We start from the raw sequence: 17,527 nt of genomic DNA, 5'->3' as shown, positions 1-17,527 counted from the left end.
TCAGGTCTCCAGTCAGGTTTAACGCGACGCGGTGGGTCCGAGCAGCCCGGCCGCCAAGGCCAGTTGCCACAAACCGCGTTCGGTGGCCTGTTCGGCCAGGATCACGCGGGCGAAACCGCAGGCGTCGAGGGCCCGCTGGTAACGGGCGCAGAGTTGAGAATTACCAATCAGCACGACCGTCGGCAGGTGAACGCTGTTGCGCCGTTGACGTTGCACGGCGGCCAGGGCCGTCAACTCATGGCCGATCAGCACACCCGACAGGTAATCGGCCTGGGCGCTCGCGCCGAGCTCGCCGGTCAGGCCCAGGCTGCGGGCGCTGAACACGGTGGACAGCGGGCCAATCTGCCCATCCGACGACAGCGCCACCTGCACGCCGCGATCGAAAGCCACGCCATCGAACGCCGCGCCGCGCTGCTGGGTGCGGCCGAGAATGCTGTGGTCGCTGAGCACGGCGAAGATCTCGCCGGTCATGAAGGTGTCGAAATGGACGATGCAGCCCTCGGCCGCTTCCACCCATTTCGAATGGCTGCCCGGCAAGCCGATCAGCACCGCTTCGTTGGGCAAGCCAGGCAACGCACCGAGCACCTGGGTTTCTTCGCCGCGCATCACATTGGGCAGTCGGGAGCGTTGGATTACCCCTGGCACGATGTGAACATCAACACCGCGAAGGCTCCGGATAATTTGTAGGGAATGTCCGAGATTGGCGACGTTTGCCGGCGTGTCGCAGTAAGGCGCTTCCCGCCAACCTTGGGCGCTGCCCACCATGCCGCAGGCGATGACGGGCAAGCCTGGCTGCGCATCGAGCCAATCGCCGCAGGCTTCATCGAAGGCCAGCTCAAAACCGTCGATGCAGACCTGGCCCGCTATCGTCCGCGGCCCGGACGGCAACTGCATGATCCCCGACGACAGCGAACGCTGCTCGAGCACCTCGCCTCCCGCGGCTAGTTTGTAAGCCCGTAATGAGGTCGTTCCCCAATCGAGCGCGATCAATTGCGCCTGCATCCGCTTCACCTGTTTTGTTTATTGGGCAGTGAGTGACGCGGACTATAAACCCGGACGCAGGAAAATCTCAATATATAAATATCTCTCCCACATATTGGGATATCAATTCTATCGTGAAGGCATCGCCATCCACCCAAGACCCTGCTACGTTTCTGACCGGACGCCAAACAACTCAGGGAAAAAGTGATGGGACAATTGTTGAAGATCCTCGGCCGCACTTCCTCGATTAACGTCAGAAAGGTCTTGTGGACTTGCCAGGAACTGGAAATCTCCTACGAGCGCGAAGACTGGGGCATCGGCTTCGCGTCGACCCATGACCCGGCGTTCCTGGCATTGAATCCCAACGCCCAGGTGCCGGTGATTGTCGACGAGAGCGGCGTGCTCTGGGAGTCGAACACCATTTGCCGCTATCTGGTGGGCAAGCACGGGCGCAGCGACCTGCTGCCTGTCGAGCCTGCCGCACGGGCGCGTGTAGAGCAGTGGATGGATTGGCAAGCCACCGAGCTCAATCCGTCGTGGGGCGATGCGTTTTACGGACTGGTGCGCAAGCACCCGGATTTCCAGGACCCACAACTCATCGCCGCCGGCGTCAAAGGCTGGAATGAGAAGATGGGCTTGCTGGAACAACAGCTGGACCACACCGGCGCCTACGTAGCCGGTGCGGACTTTTCCCTTGCAGACGTACTCATTGGCCTATCCGTACACCGCTGGCGGCAGACGCCCATGGAGCGTCCGGACTATCCAGCCGTAGCCGCTTATTGCACGCGACTCCAACAGCGACCCGGGTTTACCCAGTGGGCGTCCGACGCGTACTCATGAACGTCAGTTGCCGTTAGCGAAGTCCCGGAGCACCTTGCCATCCATCCGGTAGCGCACCCACTCTTCCTGCGGTTGCGCGCCGAGGGATTTGTAGAAGTCGATGGCCGGGGTGTTCCAGTCCAGCACGCTCCACTCGAAGCGACCACAATCGTTGTCGCAGGCGATCTTCGCCAGATGTCGCAATAAGGTTTTGCCCGCCCCGCCACCGCGCTGTTCAGGCGTGATGTACAAGTCTTCCAAGTACAGGCAATTACTGCCCAACCAAGTGGAATAGCTGAAGAAAAACACCGCAAAACCGATCGGCACGCCATCGCGCAGGCAGATCAAGCCGTGGGCGGTGGCGCCTTCGCTGAACAGGCTGCGCTCGATGTCGGCCACGCTGGCGATGACTTCGTGGCGAGCTTTTTCGTAATCGGCCAGCTCAGTGATGAAAGCAAGGATTTGCGGCGCATCGCTGGGCTGCGCGGGACGGATCTCGATGGACATGAACAGGCCTTGTCGCCAATTGAAAGCATCATACTAAGCCGCTCTGCGGCGCTCGTCACATCTTCTAAAGACACCCCAATAGCGCCGTTCGTCGCCCCTGCGGCACCAACCCCACTCCAGCGCGGCCAAAAATCTGGCAAGCATTTCAAAAAATGGAGGCGACACCATGATCTATTCAAGGCTGACTGCACTCACATTCGCCACGCTGCTGTCTTCGGCGGCTTTCGCGGCCACGACCAGTGGCACCGGACCGACCGACCCGGTTCAGGCACCCAACTCGCCGGCCACCCAAGGTTTGCCCAAACTGAACACCGATGGCACGGGCGGCACCTTGAACAATGGCCAGCCGCCTGCTACAGGCACCGATCCGAGGGTCCAAGGCAACGACACGGGCCGCCAAGGCGGGATGAACACACCTGACTCCACTGCGCCCGACAATGCCGATACTGGCGTGGGTTCGAAAACCACAACCGGAGGTTCAGGCTCTGAAGGTGGTGGGGCCTCCAGCCAATAACTTCTACCCAGCCATTGAGGAGGACCGTTCCCATGCCTCGTGGAAGCAAAGACAAGTACACCGATGAGCAGAAGCGCAAGGCCGAGCACATCGAAGACAGCTATGAGCAAAAAGGTGTGTCGGAAGGCGAGGCCGAGGCTCGGGCCTGGGCCACGGTGAACAAGCAATCGGGAGGCGGCGAACGCTCTGGTGGATCCGGCAAGAAGAAACCCGCCGAAGCCAAGCAATCCGACCGCAAGGAGTCGGCCCGGCGCGCCGCCAAGAGCCGCGAAGGCCAGCCGCGCACCAGCAAAGCCTCCCATGAGGCCCAGACCGTGGACAGCTTGATGAAAGAAGCCCGGGCAAAAAATATTCCCGGACGCTCGAAAATGCGCAAGCAGGAACTGGTCGAGGCGTTGCGCAAGGCGGGGTAGAGCGAAAACTGTGGAAGCGGGCCTGCTCGCGAATGCGGTGGGTCAGCTAAGGAAGTGTCGGATGTACCGACGCCTTCGCGAGCAGGCTCGCTCCCACCGGTTTTTCGCCTGGCTCAGGACTTCGGAACAGTGCAGAGCCAGTGTGGGAGCGAGCCTGCTCCGGGCGGCGATCCGACGATGGCGGCAGGTCAGCCTCCAATAATCTTCAACGCTGTTTCAACCTGTCAATCACCACCGCCAACAGCAGGATCGAGCCGCGGATGACGTACTGGTAGAACGTATCGATGTTCTTCAGGTTCATCGCGTTCTCGATGATCGCCAGGATCAGCACGCCGGCGATGACATGGCGAATCATGCCGATGCCGCCGCTCAACGAAACGCCACCCAGAACACAAGCAGAGATCACGGTCAGTTCGAAACCCTGGCCGATCATCGGCTGGCCCGAGGTCATGCGCGACGCCAGGATGACGCCTGCCAGCGCACCAATCACACCGTGCACGGCGAAGATGATGATCTTGGTGCGATCAACGTTAACGCCTGCCAGCAATGCCGCTTCCTGGTTGCCGCCGATGGCCATGGTGTTGCGCCCATAAGTGGTGTAGTTCAGCAGCCAGCCGAAGAACAGAAAGCAGGCAATGGTGATCAGGATCGGCACCGGCACACCGAACATCTGGCCGTTACCAAAGACGAAAAACGATTCTTCCGACACCCCCACCGCCTTGCCGTTGGCAAAGATGTAGGCCAGGCCGCGTACGATCTGCATGGTCGCCAGCGTGGTAATCAGCGCATTGACCCGCAGTTTCGCGATGACGATGCCGTTGATCAGGCCGACAATCAGCCCCATCACCAACGCCGCGCTCACGCCGAGAAATACGCTATTGGTGTCACGCATCACGACGGCCGCGACGACGCCGGCGCAGGCAATCACCGAACCCACCGACAGGTCGAAATGCCCGGACGCCAGGCAATACAGCATGGTGCATGCCGCGATGCCGGTGGTGGAAATCGCCAGGCCCAGGCCGCGCATGTTCAGCGGCGACAGGAAGTTGTCGATCATCAGGGTGCAGAGCACGAAGATGCCGATGGCCGCCAGCAGCATGACCCAGTCGTCGAGGAAGCGGCGCAGGTCCAGGGGTTTGCGCGCCGTTGGCAGTGCATTGTTTTGGATGGTCATGATTTACCTCTCAGTTCGCCGCGTCGGCAACGCGTTGGCGCGGCAGCGCCAGTTGCAGCAGGTTGGATTCGTCGGCCTGGTCACGCGGCAACTCGCCGCGCATGGCCCCTTCGCACAGCACCAGGATCCGGTCGGAAATGCCCATCACTTCCATCAAGTCACTGGACACCACAATCACCGCGATGCCATCGGCCGCCAGGTTGTGGATAATCTGGTAGATCTCGGCCTTGGCGCCGATGTCGATGCCTCGCGTCGGCTCGTCAAGCAGCAGGACTTTCATCGGCATGGAAAGCCAGCGTCCCAGGATTGCTTTCTGCTGGTTACCGCCGGACAAGTACATGATTTTCTGGCTCGCCGCCGGGGTCTTCACTTTGAGCGACTTGATCTGCTTGTCGGCATTGCCCCGCTCCCACTCGCCACGCAACAGGCAGCCGAGCGCGGAATGAGCCGGACGGGCGCTGATGTTGATGTTCTCGGCCACGCTGCCCAACGGAATGATGCCCTCCTTCTTGCGATCTTCCGGACAGAGCAGCACACCAGCGGCGATGGCATCCCGGGGGGAACGCAGTTTCAATTCCTTGCCGTGCAGGACCAGGCTGCCCTCGCTCTGACGTTCCAGGCCACTGAGCAAACGCAGCAGCTCGGTACGACCGGCGCCGACCAGCCCGAACAAGCCGAGGATCTCGCCCTTGTGTACATGGAAACTCACCGGTTCGCGCAAGCCCGGCCCGAGCAGGCCTTTCACCTGCAACGCCACATCGCCGCGCTCCCGGGGGCGGTAGTCATAAATGTCTTGGATATCGCGACCGACCATGCACGTGACCAACTGATCGTGGGTCAGCTCGCTCATGTTCTCGAAGGTGCGGACATAACGACCGTCCTTGAAGACCGTCACCGCGTCACAGATGCGGAACACCTCCTCCATGCGGTGGCTGACGTACAGCACCACTTTGCCCTCGTCTCGAAGGCGGGCAATGATCGTCATCAAACGGTCGATTTCCCGGGCCGACAGGCTGCTGGTCGGTTCGTCGAAGGCAATGACGTGGGCGCCACGGGACAAGGCCTTGGCGATTTCCACCAACTGGCGCTGGCCAAGGGACAGACGACCGACTTTTTCCTGCGGGTCGATTTCGTCCGCCAGGCCTTTGAGCAATGTCAACGCCTGCTGACGCAGTACGCCGCGATTGACGAGGCCGAAACGCGCCGGCAAATGACCGAGGAACAGGTTCTCCGCGACGGTCATTTCCGGCACCAGGTGCAATTCCTGGTGAATCACCGCCACACCGCTGGCGATACTGTCGGCGGTGCCTTTGAAGGCCATCGTCTGCTCGCCGATCTGCAAGTCGCCGCTGCTCGGGATGTAGGCGCCCCCGAGGATTTTCAGCAACGTGGACTTGCCCGCGCCGTTCTCGCCCATCAAGGCATGCACCTGCCCCGGATGAGCAACGAAACTGATATTGGCCAGCGCCTGCACGCCAGGAAAGGACTTGCCGATCCCGTTGAATCGCAAGCTGCCGCCGATGTTGTGTTGCCGTGTCGCTGTTTGCGCTTGCATAACCACCTCGAACTCACAGAGATCAAGCGACCCTGCCACTCATGTGGCCAGGGCCGCTTTTGAATCAACCGGCCGTCAGTTCCACAGGCCGATCTTTTCCAGCTCTTGCTTGAAGTTCTCCCGGGTGATCAGCGTCACCTCGTCCATGGCGGTGTACTTCGGCGGTTCCTTGCCGGTGGTGATCCACTCGTACATCATTTCGGCGGTCTTGTAGCCTTCGATGTGCGGGCTCGGCAACATCGAACCGAAGAAGCCGCTGTCCGGTTTCTTCAACTCGCCGATGGCGTCGGTGCCGTTGATGCCGATGCCGATCACGTTGGCCGCCTTGAAGCCGGCTGCTTCGGTGGCGCGCACGCCGCCCAGCACGGTGTTGTCGTTCATACCGCCGATGATCAGGTTTTTCGCAGCGCTTGGCAGCTTCACCAGCGCCGAGTTGGTGGAGTCCATGCTGCCGGGGACGTCGAGGGTCTTGAGCGCCGCAAACAGAATGTGGTCTTCCGGCATCCCGGCTTTCTTCAAGGCATCGACCGAACCGTCGGTGCGCTTCTTGCCGGTGTCCAGTTCGTTGAAGGTGTTGATCACCGCGTAGGTGTCTTTCCAGTCCCAGTTACGCTTTTTCGCCTCGGCGGCCATCGCGGCGCCCTGCTTCTGGCCCACCTCGAAGGCCGCCATGCCCAGGTATGGCACGTCCTCCATGAACTTGCCTTTGGCGTCGACGAAACGGTCGTCGACGGCGATCACCTTGAGATCGTTAAGCTTGGCCTTGGCCATGATGGCTGGGCCGAGAGACACGTCCGGCGGGCAGATCACGAAGCCCTTGGCACCGTTGGCGGCAAGGCTGTCGATGGCCGAAAGGGTTTTTTCGCCATCGGGCACGGCGATTTTGATCAACTCGAAGCCTTTGTCCTTGCTCGCCTTCTCGGCGAAAGCCCACTCGGTCTGGAACCAGGGCTCCTCCGCCTGCTTGACCAGAAAACCGATTTTTACCGGATCCGCTGCCAGCAGGCTGCTGCTAAGGCTGACCGCGGTCACCGCCAGGGCGGCACGACACAGGGAACGGATCCCACGACGATATTTCATAGCTGACTCCTTGTTTTTTTTATTGAAAGCCAAACGTCCAGGGATCTGCTCCACATGGGTGGAATTGCGCAGGCTGGCCGGTCAAATCGTGTTACTGCACAAGCATAGGTGTAAATAGTCATATCGTATGATGATTGGATTACAGGCGAAGTTTCCCTCCGCAATCCAAGAATGTTCAGTCGTGGTACATGACCGAACGCCCACCATCGATGGTGATGCATGAGGCATTGATGAACGGTGCTTCGTCACTGGCCAGGAATACGGCCGTCATTGCCACTTCGATCGGCTGCCCGATGCGCCGTGGCGGGTGCAGGTCCAGCGCGCGCTGGCGTTCGGCCTGGGGATCGGCAAAGCCGTTCCAGTAGTCGACGTTCAGTTGAGTCTCGATGTAGCCCGGCGCAATGGCATTCACCCGCACGCCCTTGGGTGCGTACTCGATGCCCAGGGCACGGGTCAGGCCCAGCAGGCCATGTTTGGCTACGGGGTATGGGAAACAACCGGGAATAATGTGGGACGAATGGGTCGACGCGATGTTGATGATGCTGCCCACGCCCTGTTCGATCATCTGTGGCAACACCGCCTTGCAACCGTGCCAAGCGCCATCCAGGTCGATGGCGAAGCAACGGCGCCAGTCCTCTTCGGTCATTTCCAGCGGATCGCGGAACACGTTGATGCCTGCGCAGTTCACCAGCACGTCGATGCGACCATGCAACTCGACCGCCCGGCGGGCCATGACGTGCAAATCCTGTTGGTTCGAGACATCAACCTTCAGCGCTTGGACATCCGCACCCTGTCGACGCCAATGGGCGGCGACGGTTTCGACCTTTTCCCCCTGGATATCGCTGATGACCAGCCGGGCCTGTTGCGAAGCGAACGCGGCGACAATGGCTTCGCCGATGCCCTGGGCAGCGCCGGTCAACAGCACGACCTTGTCTTTCAGGCGTTCGCCCTTCACGGGCTCAGGCACCGGCGGCAAGCAAAGCGCTTCAGCCATGGACGGGGCCTCCAGTGCAAACACACGACAAAAACCGGACACCCAACGATGGCCGGTTCAAAAGCTGTGGGCTCAACACTGATTCGCGAACACCGCCGAGGCGTTCCGGGAAAAAACGATGCATCACTTCACCTGTTTTGTTTTTTTAAGTGTGAGTGCGTATTGCTGATGGAGCCGACTATAAACCCGACCGCCGAATAATCTCAATATATATATTTACATCCCATATTTTGGGATTTACCCCGCGAACCGCGTACAAGCCACGCCCGGCACATCGACGCGCATCGATAGCACCGCCCCGTCCAATGGGTGATTGAGGGGACTTTGCGCACTGGTGATATACAAAGTCCGTAGGTCTTCACCACCGAATACACAACTGGTAGGGCGACTGACCGGCAATTCGATCACCTGATCGACGTGACCCTCCGGATGCAACCGCAGCAGGCAACTGCCGTCCCAACGGGCGTTCCAGATATAGCCCCGCGCATCCATCGCCGAACCATCCGGCCCGCCACGGGAATGGGGTCCGAACCAGACTTCGGCGGGCGCGAGTTTTCCATCGGGATAAATAAAGTGCCGATAAAGGGTCCCGTCCAGGCTCTCGCCGAAATAGACGGTCGTGCCATCAGGGCTCCACAACAATGTGTTGGGGATGCCCAAGCCACGCAACAGCGGCATCACGCGGCCATCGCCGCCGACACGAAACAGCCCACCGGAGCGCTGCTCGATGGGCAAGTCTTCGCCATCTTCCCCGATGTTGTTCTGCATGGTGCCCAGCCAGAGCTGGCCCAACGCATCGCAGCGGGCTTCGTTGGCGCGATTGCCCGGCTGGGGATCGGCCATGCACAGCAACTTCAGGCGCGGTTCCAGGCCTGGGGAGTCCAGGTCCAACCGGTAAACGCCACTGCTCAACGTCACCAAGGCATCGCCGCTCTGGGTCGGGATGAATGCAGAGACGTGCTCAGGCATCTGCCAGATCTGCACGTTCTTGCCAATCAGCCGCAACGCCTGCTTGCCGGCAATATCGACCCAATACAGCGCCTGGGTCGGCTCGTCCCAAAAAGGCCCCTCGCCCAGCTTCGCCCGATGCTCCGTCACAGCCGTCCACTTCATTTAAAACCTCCTGTTCCCGAGTTTCCCGGCGTTGTCTGTTCGACCGGCCATGACATTGGGGTAAAAACGCTTGATGGCCAGGTCTGCGTTATCGATCAGCGTCATGCAGGCCCAGACGCCTCGCGTCGCGTCCCGAGCGGCGATGGCTTCGGCGATGTCCTTGTGGATCGGCAGCGTGCGGCGCAGTTCGTCCGGGTCGGCGGCCGACACCTCGAACGAAACCGCCAACAACGCTCCGAGGGCTGGGACCATTTGTTCGATGAATTGATTGTGGCTGGCCGCGAGGATGCATTCGTGGAAGAACTGGTCGGCGCGGTTGTAATCCGCACCGCTGTCCACCGCCCGCTCAAGCGCATGATAGGCCAGGCGGATCGCCTGCACCTGGTCGGCCGTCGCCCGTTCACAGGCCCAACGCACGGCCATCGGTTCGATGGTGCGGCGCAGGTCCAGCAGATCGTCGACAAAATTCTCCGGCAAGCCGCTGCGCGACAGCCAGCCCACCACTTGTGGATCAAAGAGGTTCCAGCGGCGCACCGGCAACACCCGCGTGCCGACCTTCGGCCCGACTTCCAGCATGCCTTTGGCCACCAAGGTTTTGATGGCTTCGCGAATCACCGTGCGGCTGACGCCCAGTTGCTCGCCCAGATCCGCCTCGACCTTGATGGTTTGCCCAGGCTTGACCTGGCCGGCGGCGATCCAGCCCCCCAGCCAATCGACGGTCGACGCGTGAAAACTGCTGGACATGAGCACCCCGTGGGCATTTCTTGTTAGGTGCCCACGCTAATCATCATACGATTGGGTGTCAATTTGAATTTTTGGCGCCTTGTGAAAGCGAACAAGCTCGCTCCTACAGAAAAATCAGGGCTCCAGGCCGATGGGGAAAAACTCGCCACCACTCCAGACGCCCAACCAGCGCTGCCCATCTATCTCACGGCTGACCGCAAGCTCCACCAATTGATAGAACACATTGCGATGAATCAGCGCTTCAAGATTGCTGCGCACATGAATGTAAGGCGCCGGTTCCCGGGTCTGGGGATCGATCATCACCCGCATCGGATGTTCCGGGCCGGCTTCGGTGACTTCCTCGACATTGGTGGTAAAGCGCAACAACTGCCCTTCCCCCTCTCCTTCGACCTCCAGGGTCACGGCCACGAACGGCGCGTCATCGACCTTGATGCCGACTTTTTCCACAGGGGTAATCAGAAAGTAATCATCGCCGTCGCGGCGAATGATGGTGGAGAACAGCTTGACCATCGGCTTGCGTCCGATGGGGGTGCCCAGGTAGTACCAAGTGCCATCCCGGGCGATTCGCATGTCGATGTCGCCGCAGAAGTCAGGGTTCCACAAGTGGACCGGCGGCAGGCCTTTGGTCTTGGGGATCTGCCCCAGCAGGTCATTGGCTTTTTGCGGTCCGCTCATGGTGCCCCCTTCTGTTTATTCGTTGCTCATCCCCAACAAGCTGCGGGCGTACTCACGCAACGGCGCGGCGATGAGGTCTTGTGGCTGCTTGTCGTGCAACGTCAGCAAACCGCCACGACTCTTGATGCGTGCAGTATCAATCAAATACTGGGTGCTGGTCTCGATCAACATGATTTGAATCACACTGGTGTCGACACCCAGGCGATCCACCGCCTCTTCATCCAGCCATTCGTCGGTGTTGCCGATGCGGTTGTCCGCCTTGGCAAATCGGGTGTAGAGCAAATAGTGGGCACCGGCGGCACGCGCTTCACCCATCGCCTGATCGAGGCCTTCCGGGACCCGGGCGCGACGAACCATCGGGAAATATTCGATGAATCCATTGAAGGCTTCTTCAGCGACGACGTTGGGTCGCGGATAGGCGCTACCTGGCGGAGCAAAAGCGCCCTGAGCGATGTAGATGAAGGAATCCGGCTGGATGCGCAGGTTGTTTACACGGCGGCTGTCGCTATGGTCCAGCAGGCCGGCATCGCTCATGTGATAACGAACGCCCTCCCCCATATCGCTGACATTCATGCAGCCACCAAGCGTCAAAACGGTCAGCAGCAAAAACAGGCTACGCATCCTATCCTCCAAAAACCGGTGACGGAAAACCGGCGAATGGCCGTGGGATGCAGCTTTTGCGCCAGCTTGCAGGGTATGCGCCTTGGAATACCTGTGGCGAGGGAGCTTGCTCCCGCTGGGCCGGTCCGACGCTTCGGCGTAGCGGCCCCTTTGCACGTTGCGACTGCTTCGCAGCCGAGCGGGAGCAAGCTACCTCGCCACGAGAAGCCAGTCAGCCGCCAATGATCTTCATGATGGTCGCGCCACCCGAGAACGCTACTTCCTGCTTGTCTCCCAACGCCTTGACCAGCAAGCGCTGGAGCGCCGGCAACGCCTGGTGTCGGGGCTTGTCCAGCAGATCGCCGACGTAATGACGGTTGCTCGACGACAGGCAGCCGTGCAGCCAGCCAGTGGACGACAACCGCAGTCGCGAACAGGTTCGGCAGAACGGCACGCTTTCGTTGGCGATCACGCCAAAGTGCCCGAGCCCGGGAATTTCATAGCGCACAGCCGTGGCATCGACGGGAGCGTCGGCTTGCAAATATTCGTATTGGTCGCCAATCAGGCCCAGCAGTTGCTGAAGGCTGACGAATTGCTGAAGGAACGCATTGGAATCCTTGGCCAGGTGCCCCATGCGCATCAACTCGATGAAGCGCAACTCATAGCCACGTTCCAGGCAGTATTCAAGCAACGGCATCACCTGATCGAGGTTCTGCCCGCGCAGCGGCACCATGTTGACCTTGATCTTCAGGCCCGCCGCCCGGGCCTGCTCCATGCCATCGAGCACAGTCGCCAGGTCTCCTCCGCGGGCTATGCTGCGAAAGGCAGCGGCGTCCAGGGTGTCGAGGGAAACGTTGATCCGGCGGATACCGGCATTCATTAGCAGGGGCAGCTTCCTGGCCAGCAACTGGCCGTTGGTGGTCAGGCTGATGTCCTCAAGGCCCATCTGCCCTACCGCTGTCATGAAGCTCTCAAGCTTGGGGCTGACCAGCGGCTCGCCACCCGTGATGCGCAACCGCTCGATTCCAGCCGCTTCGATCAGATACGCCACGCCTCGCGCCATGGCCTCGGCCGACAGTTCATCCTGCGCAGCCACCAGCCGCTTGCCATCAGGCACGCAGTAGGTACAGGCGTAATTGCAGGCTGAAGTCAGGCTGATCCGCAAATTGCGAAAACGCCTGCCTTGACGGTCAACGATCATGGATCACTCCGGCGAAAGAAGAATCGAGCCCGTGAAAATTGACCTAGAAATCAAGTTTTCGCAAGACCCAAGCCCGAGTATATTCCTGGGGCACTGCGCCATGTAAGCGGACATGGCGCAATTAAGCAGCTGAATGCCTCAACTGCTCGGCGTATCCGTGTCGCGCTTGCGCTTGTTTCCCATGCGCACACCGATATCCATCAGGAATTGGAAGAAGCCTTCCTGGTCTTCCAGCACATTGCTCCAGAACGGCGAGTGGTACAGCGCCACCGCGCCGTGCACCAGCGCCCAGGCAGCGCAGTAGTGGAAATACGGCGGGACGTCTTCAAGCTTGCCTTCGCTGATCCGGCCCTTGATCAGCAAGGTCAGGCGATCGAAGTTCGAGGCGCGGATCTTGTGCAGCTCCTCGACCATTTCCGGCACCTGGTTGCCCTTGACCACCTTTTCTTCCAGGCGATCGAACAAGCGGTAACGCTGCGGGTCGCGCATGCGGAACTCGAAGTACGCTCGGGACAGCGCTTCCTTGTCCTTGTCGACATCGGCCGAATGCAACAGCTCGTTCAAATCCCGCTCGTAATCGAGCATCAGCCGCAGGTAGATCTCTGCCTTGGACTTGAAGTGTTTGTAAATCGTGCCTTTGCCGATACCCACGGCATCCGCAATCATCTCGACGGTGACGCTGTCTTCACCCTGATCGAGGAACAACTTGAGCGCGGTGTCGAGAATTTCCTGCTCGCGGCGACGAAACTCACGGACCTTACGAGGTTCTTTGTGCATAAGAAAAAGGTCTGAAGGGTCAAAATTCGAAGCCGGGTATTATGCCTAACTTACGCAAAAATGCACGGATCATCCGCGCACGGCCACAGTTCTTCACAAAACGGTGCGACCCCAGCTCCTCAGTTGGTAAGCGCGGACCCGCCTGGGCAGGCTTTGCCGGCAATGAGAACTTATCCGAAGCGAACGTATTCCAAATTTGTTTAAAAACGACCTCGGTCAAACTGGACTCATCGCCAGACTGATCAATACTTGAACTGTCGGCACGACATCTCCCCCAAGTGACGCGCCGATAAAGGTACCAACGGACCGCGTGCCTTTGTTTTACTCCTAATGGTCTTAACCCGGATTCACCCCCCAGAACCCGGGTTTTTTTTGCCTCGATTTCAGGCTCTTGCCGTACGGACCCGAGCCAACGGGAACAGCCGCTTGAAATTTTCGGTGGTTTGCTCCGCGAACCGGTCGTACGGTTCCCCCCGCAGCATCGCCAGGTATTCGGCAACCTCCCGGACATACTGCGGAAGGTTGGGCTTGCCACGATAAGGGATGGGCGCCAGATAAGGCGAGTCGGTTTCCACCAACAAACGATCGGCTGGCACTTTGCTTGCGACGTCGCGCAGGGCGTCGGCATTACGGAACGTGACGATGCCGGACAAGGAAATGTAATAACCCATGTCCAGGGCAGCCTTGGCCATATCCCAATCCTCGGTGAAGCAATGAAGCACACCGGCGTGGGGCAGCGCCGCGTCCCGCAGCAATGCCAAGGTATCGGCCCGCGCGCCACGGGTATGGATGATCACCGGCTTACCGGTCTGCCTGGCGGCCTCCAAGTGCAACCGGAACGACGCCTGCTGGACTTCGGCGGCCTCCGGCTCGTAGTGATAGTCGAGCCCGGTCTCGCCGATAGCCACGACTCGCGGATGATCGAGTTCGTGCAACAGCCAATCCAGGGCCGGCGTGGCATCGGGCTGCACATCCAGTGGGTGGATGCCCACCGAACAATCGACGTCTTCGTATCGTTCAGCCAGGCGCTTGACGTCGGCGGCGTTGTCGGCGCTGACACCGATGCAGAGGAAATGCCCCACCCCTCGCTGGCGCGCCGCATCCAACGCGGCGTCGAGGGATCCGCCATGGGCGGCGAGGTCAAGGCGATCGAGGTGGCAATGAGAGTCTACGAGCATAAGGGCCAGGCTACATCGTATGGGTGGGACGGTCGGACTTGAGCGTTCCGGCCAGGTGGGTTTCGATCTGGTTGCGAGCCGAGTTGTCGCCTTCGTTGAACTGCACGCCAACGCCGGCGGCCCGGTTGCCCTGGGCGCCTTTGGGAGTCATCCAGATCACCTTGCCGGCGACCGGGATTTTTTCCGGTTCGTCCATCAGGCTCAACAGCATGAACACCTCGTCGCCCAGGCGATAATTCTTGTTGGTGGGAATGAACAGGCCGCCGTTTTTAATAAACGGCATGTAGGCCGCGTAGAGCACCGACTTGTCCTTGATGGTCAGGGACAGAATGCCGTTGCGTGGTCCGGGACTGACAGGTTCGTTCATGCTGGTCTCCGCTGCGATTGAGCTGAGTCTAGTGCCTCTGTCAGGTACGACCAGGCAAACTCGCCCATTGCACCAACAGCGCCTCCAACAGCAATACGCGATTGAGGTTGGCCTTGCTCAACACCTTCTGACGTTGGGCAAGAATCCAGTCCTGGATGTTCAAGATTTTGTCCTGGCTGCTTTTTTGCGCCAGGTATTGGATGACTTTACGCATGTCGGTCAATCCGAGGCCGGCTTCGTCCTCGGTAAGCTGATAACGCAGGATCAGGCTCGACCAATCGCAGAACCAGTCAAACAACAGCAACAGGGGAATGGCGTTCCAGCCTTCGGCCAGTTGCGTTGGAGATTGTTGCTGCTTGAGCAGCTTCTTCACGCCGTCCACCACCAACGCCCGCTGCTCGCGCACGCTTTGGGCCTGCAGGCTGACGGCCGCCAGCGGCGAACCGGCGGCCAGGGTCAGCAGTTCGCCACGTTCCTCATCGGTGCTGTCAGGCATGGCCTGGGCGAGCCATTGCAAACTCATCGCCTGGCTGGGCAGCGGGCAGGCCTGCTGCACGCAGCGGCTCTTGATGGTCGGCAGCAAACGGCTCGGCTGATGACTGACCAGCAACAGGACGGTATCGCCGGAAGGCTCTTCGAGGCTCTTGAGCAAAGCGTTGGCGGCGTTGATGTTCATTGACTCAACCGGCTCGACCAGCACGACTTTGCGCCCGCCCATTTGCGAGGTCTGGACCACGAAGCTGACCAAGTCACGGACCTGGTCGACCTTGATCGCTTTGTCCGCTTCTTCAGGTTCCAGCACGTAATTGTCCGGATGACTGCCAGCCTTGAGCAGCAGGCACGATTTGCATTCCCCGCAGGCATTCGTGGCCGTCGGGGCCTGGCACAAAAGGCTCGCCATCAGGCGCTCGGCCAACGCCCGCTTGCCAATACCGGCCGGGCCATGCAACAGGTACGCGTGGGCATGCTGCGTGCGGCCGGCCAGTTGCTGCCAGAGACCGTCCTGCCAGGGATAGGCTTCAGCCACGGGCACGCTCCAGCAACCCGGGCAACACCGCATCCAGCGATTGCTGGACCTGGGTCAACGGCTGCGCGGCATCGATCAACAGGTAACGCGTCGGATCGGCCTTGGCGCGCTCGATGAAGGCGTCGCGCACGGCATTGAAGAACGTTGCCCCTTCAAGCTCGAAGCGATCCAGCCTGCCACGAGCGCTGGCCCGCGCCAGGCCGATTTCCACCGGCAGGTCGAAAACCAGGGTCAGGTCCGGCCGCAGGTCGCCCTGGACGAACGTTTCCAGCGCAGCGATACGCTCGACGGACAAGCCTCGGCCACCGCCCTGGTAGGCGTAAGTCGAATCGGTGAAGCGGTCACAAAGCACCACGGCTCCTCGGGCCAGCGCCGGTCGAATCACTTCGGCCAGGTGCTGCGCCCTGGCAGCGAACACCAACAACAACTCAGCATCAGGGTTCATGACTTCTTCAAGGGGCGCCAGCAACACCTCGCGAATCCGCTCGGCCAGCGGCGTACCGCCCGGCTCGCGGGTCAAGACCACCTCGATGCCGGCGGCCTGGAGGCGTCCGGCGAGGTATTCGCGGTTGGTGCTCTTGCCGGCGCCTTCCGGGCCTTCCAGCGTGATAAACAAACCAGTCACGGGGCGATCCTTAGTCAAAGTCATTGCGGGTTCGGTGGCTCACTGGCATCCGGTTCGGGGGCCGGATCCTGAGGCGGCACCTGGGGCCCGTCTTGCGGCGCGGTATCAGGTGACGCGGCGGGAATCGGCGCCGAATCTTCAGGTGTGGCCGGGGCCGGGCTGGAGCGGTAGTCGGCGCGACGTTTGAGCTGGTATTCACGCACCGCATTGTTGTGCGACTCCAGATCATCGGAAAACACATGGCTGCCGTCGCCCCGCGCAACAAAGTAAAGGCTGTTGCCGTCGGCCGGGTTCAATGCTGCGTGAATCGCCTCGCGCCCGACCATCGCGATAGGCGTAGGCGGCAGGCCCGGCACCAGGTAGGTGTTGTAGGGATTGGGTTCTTTCAGATGGGATCGGGTGAGCTTGCCGGTGTAGCGCTCCCCCAGGCCGTAGATCACAGTGGGATCGGTCTGCAGCAGCATGCCCAGGCGCAGGCGCCGCACGAACACCCCGGCAATCTGACCCCGTTCCTGGGGCACACCGGTTTCCTTTTCTATCAGCGAAGCCATGATCAATGCTTGATAGGGTTGGGTGTAGGGCACGTCGGCAGCCCGTTGCGCCCATTCCTTGGCAAGCACATCATCGAGCCGCTCGTAGGCTTTCTTCAGCAGGTCGGCATCCGATGTACCGCGCACGAATCGGTAGGTGTCCGGAAAGAACCGACCCTCCGGAAATACGCCGGAATGGCCAAGGCGATCCATGACCTGGCTATCACTGAGGCCGGCGAGCGTCTGCTCGAGCTTTTCATCCTTGGCCAACGCCGCGCGCACCTGGCGAAAGTTCCAGCCCTCCACCAGCGTCACGCTGTACTGCACCACTTCACCGCGCTTCCAGACGCCGATCAGGCCTTCCATCGTCATGCCCGGCACCATCCGGTATTCACCAGTGTGCAACGGCTGGCCGGCAAGATTGAAACGCCAATAGACGCGCAGCCAGAACGCATCCTTGATCAGGCCATCGGCTTCGAGACGATTGAGGGTTCCGGTCGGCGTGGTCCCATTGGGCACATCCAGCAACTCTTCCTGGGTGATGTTCAACGGCTGCTGCAGCGCCGAATGAATTTTCCAGGCCGAAGCGCCCAACAACAGCCCTGCCAGAACCAGTCCGGTCTCCAGCAACAACAAGAATTTACGTCTCACGA

General features: G+C 60.5%; 20 protein-coding genes. 3 read left to right on the top strand and 17 right to left on the bottom strand.

All coding sequences use genetic code 11. The features are described from left to right. Positions 1-18: 18 nt before the first annotated feature. Entirely contained in the window at positions 19-1,002 is a 984-nt protein-coding gene (locus tag J3P76_RS07925; protein WP_420767203.1) for a 2-dehydro-3-deoxygalactonokinase, read from the bottom strand. Positions 1,003-1,188: 186 nt separating this feature from the next. On the opposite strand from J3P76_RS07925, the gene J3P76_RS07920 reads away from it, so the two are divergent. Continuing rightward, positions 1,189-1,821 (top strand): glutathione S-transferase family protein, encoded by a 633-nt coding sequence (locus J3P76_RS07920; RefSeq protein WP_420767202.1) that lies wholly within the window; start codon positions 1,189-1,191, stop codon positions 1,819-1,821. A 3-nt stretch (positions 1,822-1,824) separates the two neighbouring features. On the opposite strand, the gene J3P76_RS07915 is transcribed toward J3P76_RS07920, so the two are convergent. Further along, positions 1,825-2,307: a GNAT family N-acetyltransferase gene (locus J3P76_RS07915; protein ID WP_030137727.1), complete on the bottom strand. Its 483-nt coding sequence runs from the start codon at positions 2,305-2,307 to the stop codon at positions 1,825-1,827. A gap of 166 nt (positions 2,308-2,473) precedes the next feature. Here J3P76_RS07915 and J3P76_RS07910 point away from each other — a divergent pair, with 166 nt between their 5' ends. Together J3P76_RS07910 and J3P76_RS07905 are read left to right on the top strand one after the other, a co-directional pair. After that, entirely contained in the window at positions 2,474-2,821 is a 348-nt protein-coding gene (locus J3P76_RS07910; RefSeq protein ID WP_434559994.1) for a hypothetical protein, read from the top strand. Positions 2,822-2,853: 32 nt separating this feature from the next. Further along, positions 2,854-3,234, top strand: coding sequence for a Rho termination factor N-terminal domain-containing protein (locus tag J3P76_RS07905; protein ID WP_434559996.1), 381 nt, complete (start codon positions 2,854-2,856; stop codon positions 3,232-3,234). Positions 3,235-3,439: 205 nt separating this feature from the next. Here J3P76_RS07905 and araH read toward each other — a convergent pair whose 3' ends face one another. From araH to mltG, 15 genes are all read right to left on the bottom strand, one after another. Next, positions 3,440-4,408 carry an L-arabinose ABC transporter permease AraH gene (gene araH / locus J3P76_RS07900; RefSeq protein ID WP_420767199.1) on the bottom strand — a complete coding sequence of 323 codons (969 nt, stop codon included), beginning with the start codon at positions 4,406-4,408 and terminating at the stop codon, positions 3,440-3,442. A 10-nt stretch (positions 4,409-4,418) separates the two neighbouring features. Beyond that, entirely contained in the window at positions 4,419-5,963 is a 1,545-nt protein-coding gene (araG, locus tag J3P76_RS07895; protein ID WP_420767198.1) for an L-arabinose ABC transporter ATP-binding protein AraG, read from the bottom strand. 75 nt (positions 5,964-6,038) lie between these two features. Continuing rightward, entirely contained in the window at positions 6,039-7,043 is a 1,005-nt protein-coding gene (locus J3P76_RS07890) for a substrate-binding domain-containing protein (protein WP_420767197.1), read from the bottom strand. 175 nt (positions 7,044-7,218) lie between these two features. Next, complete coding sequence (locus J3P76_RS07885; protein ID WP_434607089.1) at positions 7,219-8,037, bottom strand: SDR family oxidoreductase; 819 nt, start codon at positions 8,035-8,037, stop codon at positions 7,219-7,221. Between the two features lie 237 nt (positions 8,038-8,274). Continuing rightward, positions 8,275-9,150, bottom strand: a complete 876-nt coding sequence (locus J3P76_RS07880; RefSeq protein ID WP_434560000.1) for an SMP-30/gluconolactonase/LRE family protein — start codon at positions 9,148-9,150, stop codon at positions 8,275-8,277. Next, positions 9,151-9,894, bottom strand: coding sequence for a FadR/GntR family transcriptional regulator (locus J3P76_RS07875; RefSeq protein ID WP_434560002.1), 744 nt, complete (start codon positions 9,892-9,894; stop codon positions 9,151-9,153). It lies immediately after the preceding gene. Positions 9,895-10,008: 114 nt separating this feature from the next. Continuing rightward, the gene (locus J3P76_RS07870) at positions 10,009-10,569 is read right to left on the bottom strand and encodes a DUF1285 domain-containing protein (RefSeq protein WP_434607092.1); all 561 of its coding nucleotides are present in this window, start codon (positions 10,567-10,569) and stop codon (positions 10,009-10,011) included. Between the two features lie 15 nt (positions 10,570-10,584). After that, the gene (locus J3P76_RS07865) at positions 10,585-11,190 is read right to left on the bottom strand and encodes a DUF4823 domain-containing protein (RefSeq protein WP_039593661.1); all 606 of its coding nucleotides are present in this window, start codon (positions 11,188-11,190) and stop codon (positions 10,585-10,587) included. A 211-nt stretch (positions 11,191-11,401) separates the two neighbouring features. Further along, a complete protein-coding gene (locus J3P76_RS07860; RefSeq protein WP_420767192.1) occupies positions 11,402-12,370 on the bottom strand; it encodes a GTP 3',8-cyclase MoaA in 969 nt (322 codons plus the stop codon). Positions 12,371-12,508: 138 nt separating this feature from the next. Continuing rightward, on the bottom strand, positions 12,509-13,147 hold the full coding sequence (locus J3P76_RS07855) for a TetR/AcrR family transcriptional regulator (protein ID WP_039593659.1): 639 nt from the start codon (positions 13,145-13,147) through the stop codon (positions 12,509-12,511). Between the two features lie 383 nt (positions 13,148-13,530). Beyond that, complete coding sequence (locus tag J3P76_RS07850; RefSeq protein ID WP_434607096.1) at positions 13,531-14,325, bottom strand: TatD family hydrolase; 795 nt, start codon at positions 14,323-14,325, stop codon at positions 13,531-13,533. 10 nt (positions 14,326-14,335) lie between these two features. Further along, positions 14,336-14,692 carry a PilZ domain-containing protein gene (locus J3P76_RS07845; RefSeq protein ID WP_186611513.1) on the bottom strand — a complete coding sequence of 119 codons (357 nt, stop codon included), beginning with the start codon at positions 14,690-14,692 and terminating at the stop codon, positions 14,336-14,338. 40 nt (positions 14,693-14,732) lie between these two features. After that, positions 14,733-15,719 carry a DNA polymerase III subunit delta' gene (locus J3P76_RS07840; RefSeq protein ID WP_434607099.1) on the bottom strand — a complete coding sequence of 329 codons (987 nt, stop codon included), beginning with the start codon at positions 15,717-15,719 and terminating at the stop codon, positions 14,733-14,735. Next, positions 15,712-16,344, bottom strand: a complete 633-nt coding sequence (tmk, locus tag J3P76_RS07835; RefSeq protein ID WP_434607102.1) for a dTMP kinase — start codon at positions 16,342-16,344, stop codon at positions 15,712-15,714. Before tmk ends, J3P76_RS07840 begins: the two co-directional genes overlap by 8 nt. Positions 16,345-16,364: 20 nt before the next feature. Continuing rightward, positions 16,365-17,525 (bottom strand): endolytic transglycosylase MltG, encoded by a 1,161-nt coding sequence (mltG, locus tag J3P76_RS07830; RefSeq protein ID WP_434560010.1) that lies wholly within the window; start codon positions 17,523-17,525, stop codon positions 16,365-16,367. Positions 17,526-17,527: the final 2 nt, after the last annotated feature.

The sequence above is a fragment of the Pseudomonas sp. D1-36 genome (assembly GCF_051132205.1).
Taxonomy (GTDB): domain Bacteria; phylum Pseudomonadota; class Gammaproteobacteria; order Pseudomonadales; family Pseudomonadaceae; genus Aquipseudomonas.
The sequence above is the reverse complement of the archived record's forward strand: the minus strand, read 5'-3'. Positions and strand labels throughout refer to the sequence as shown.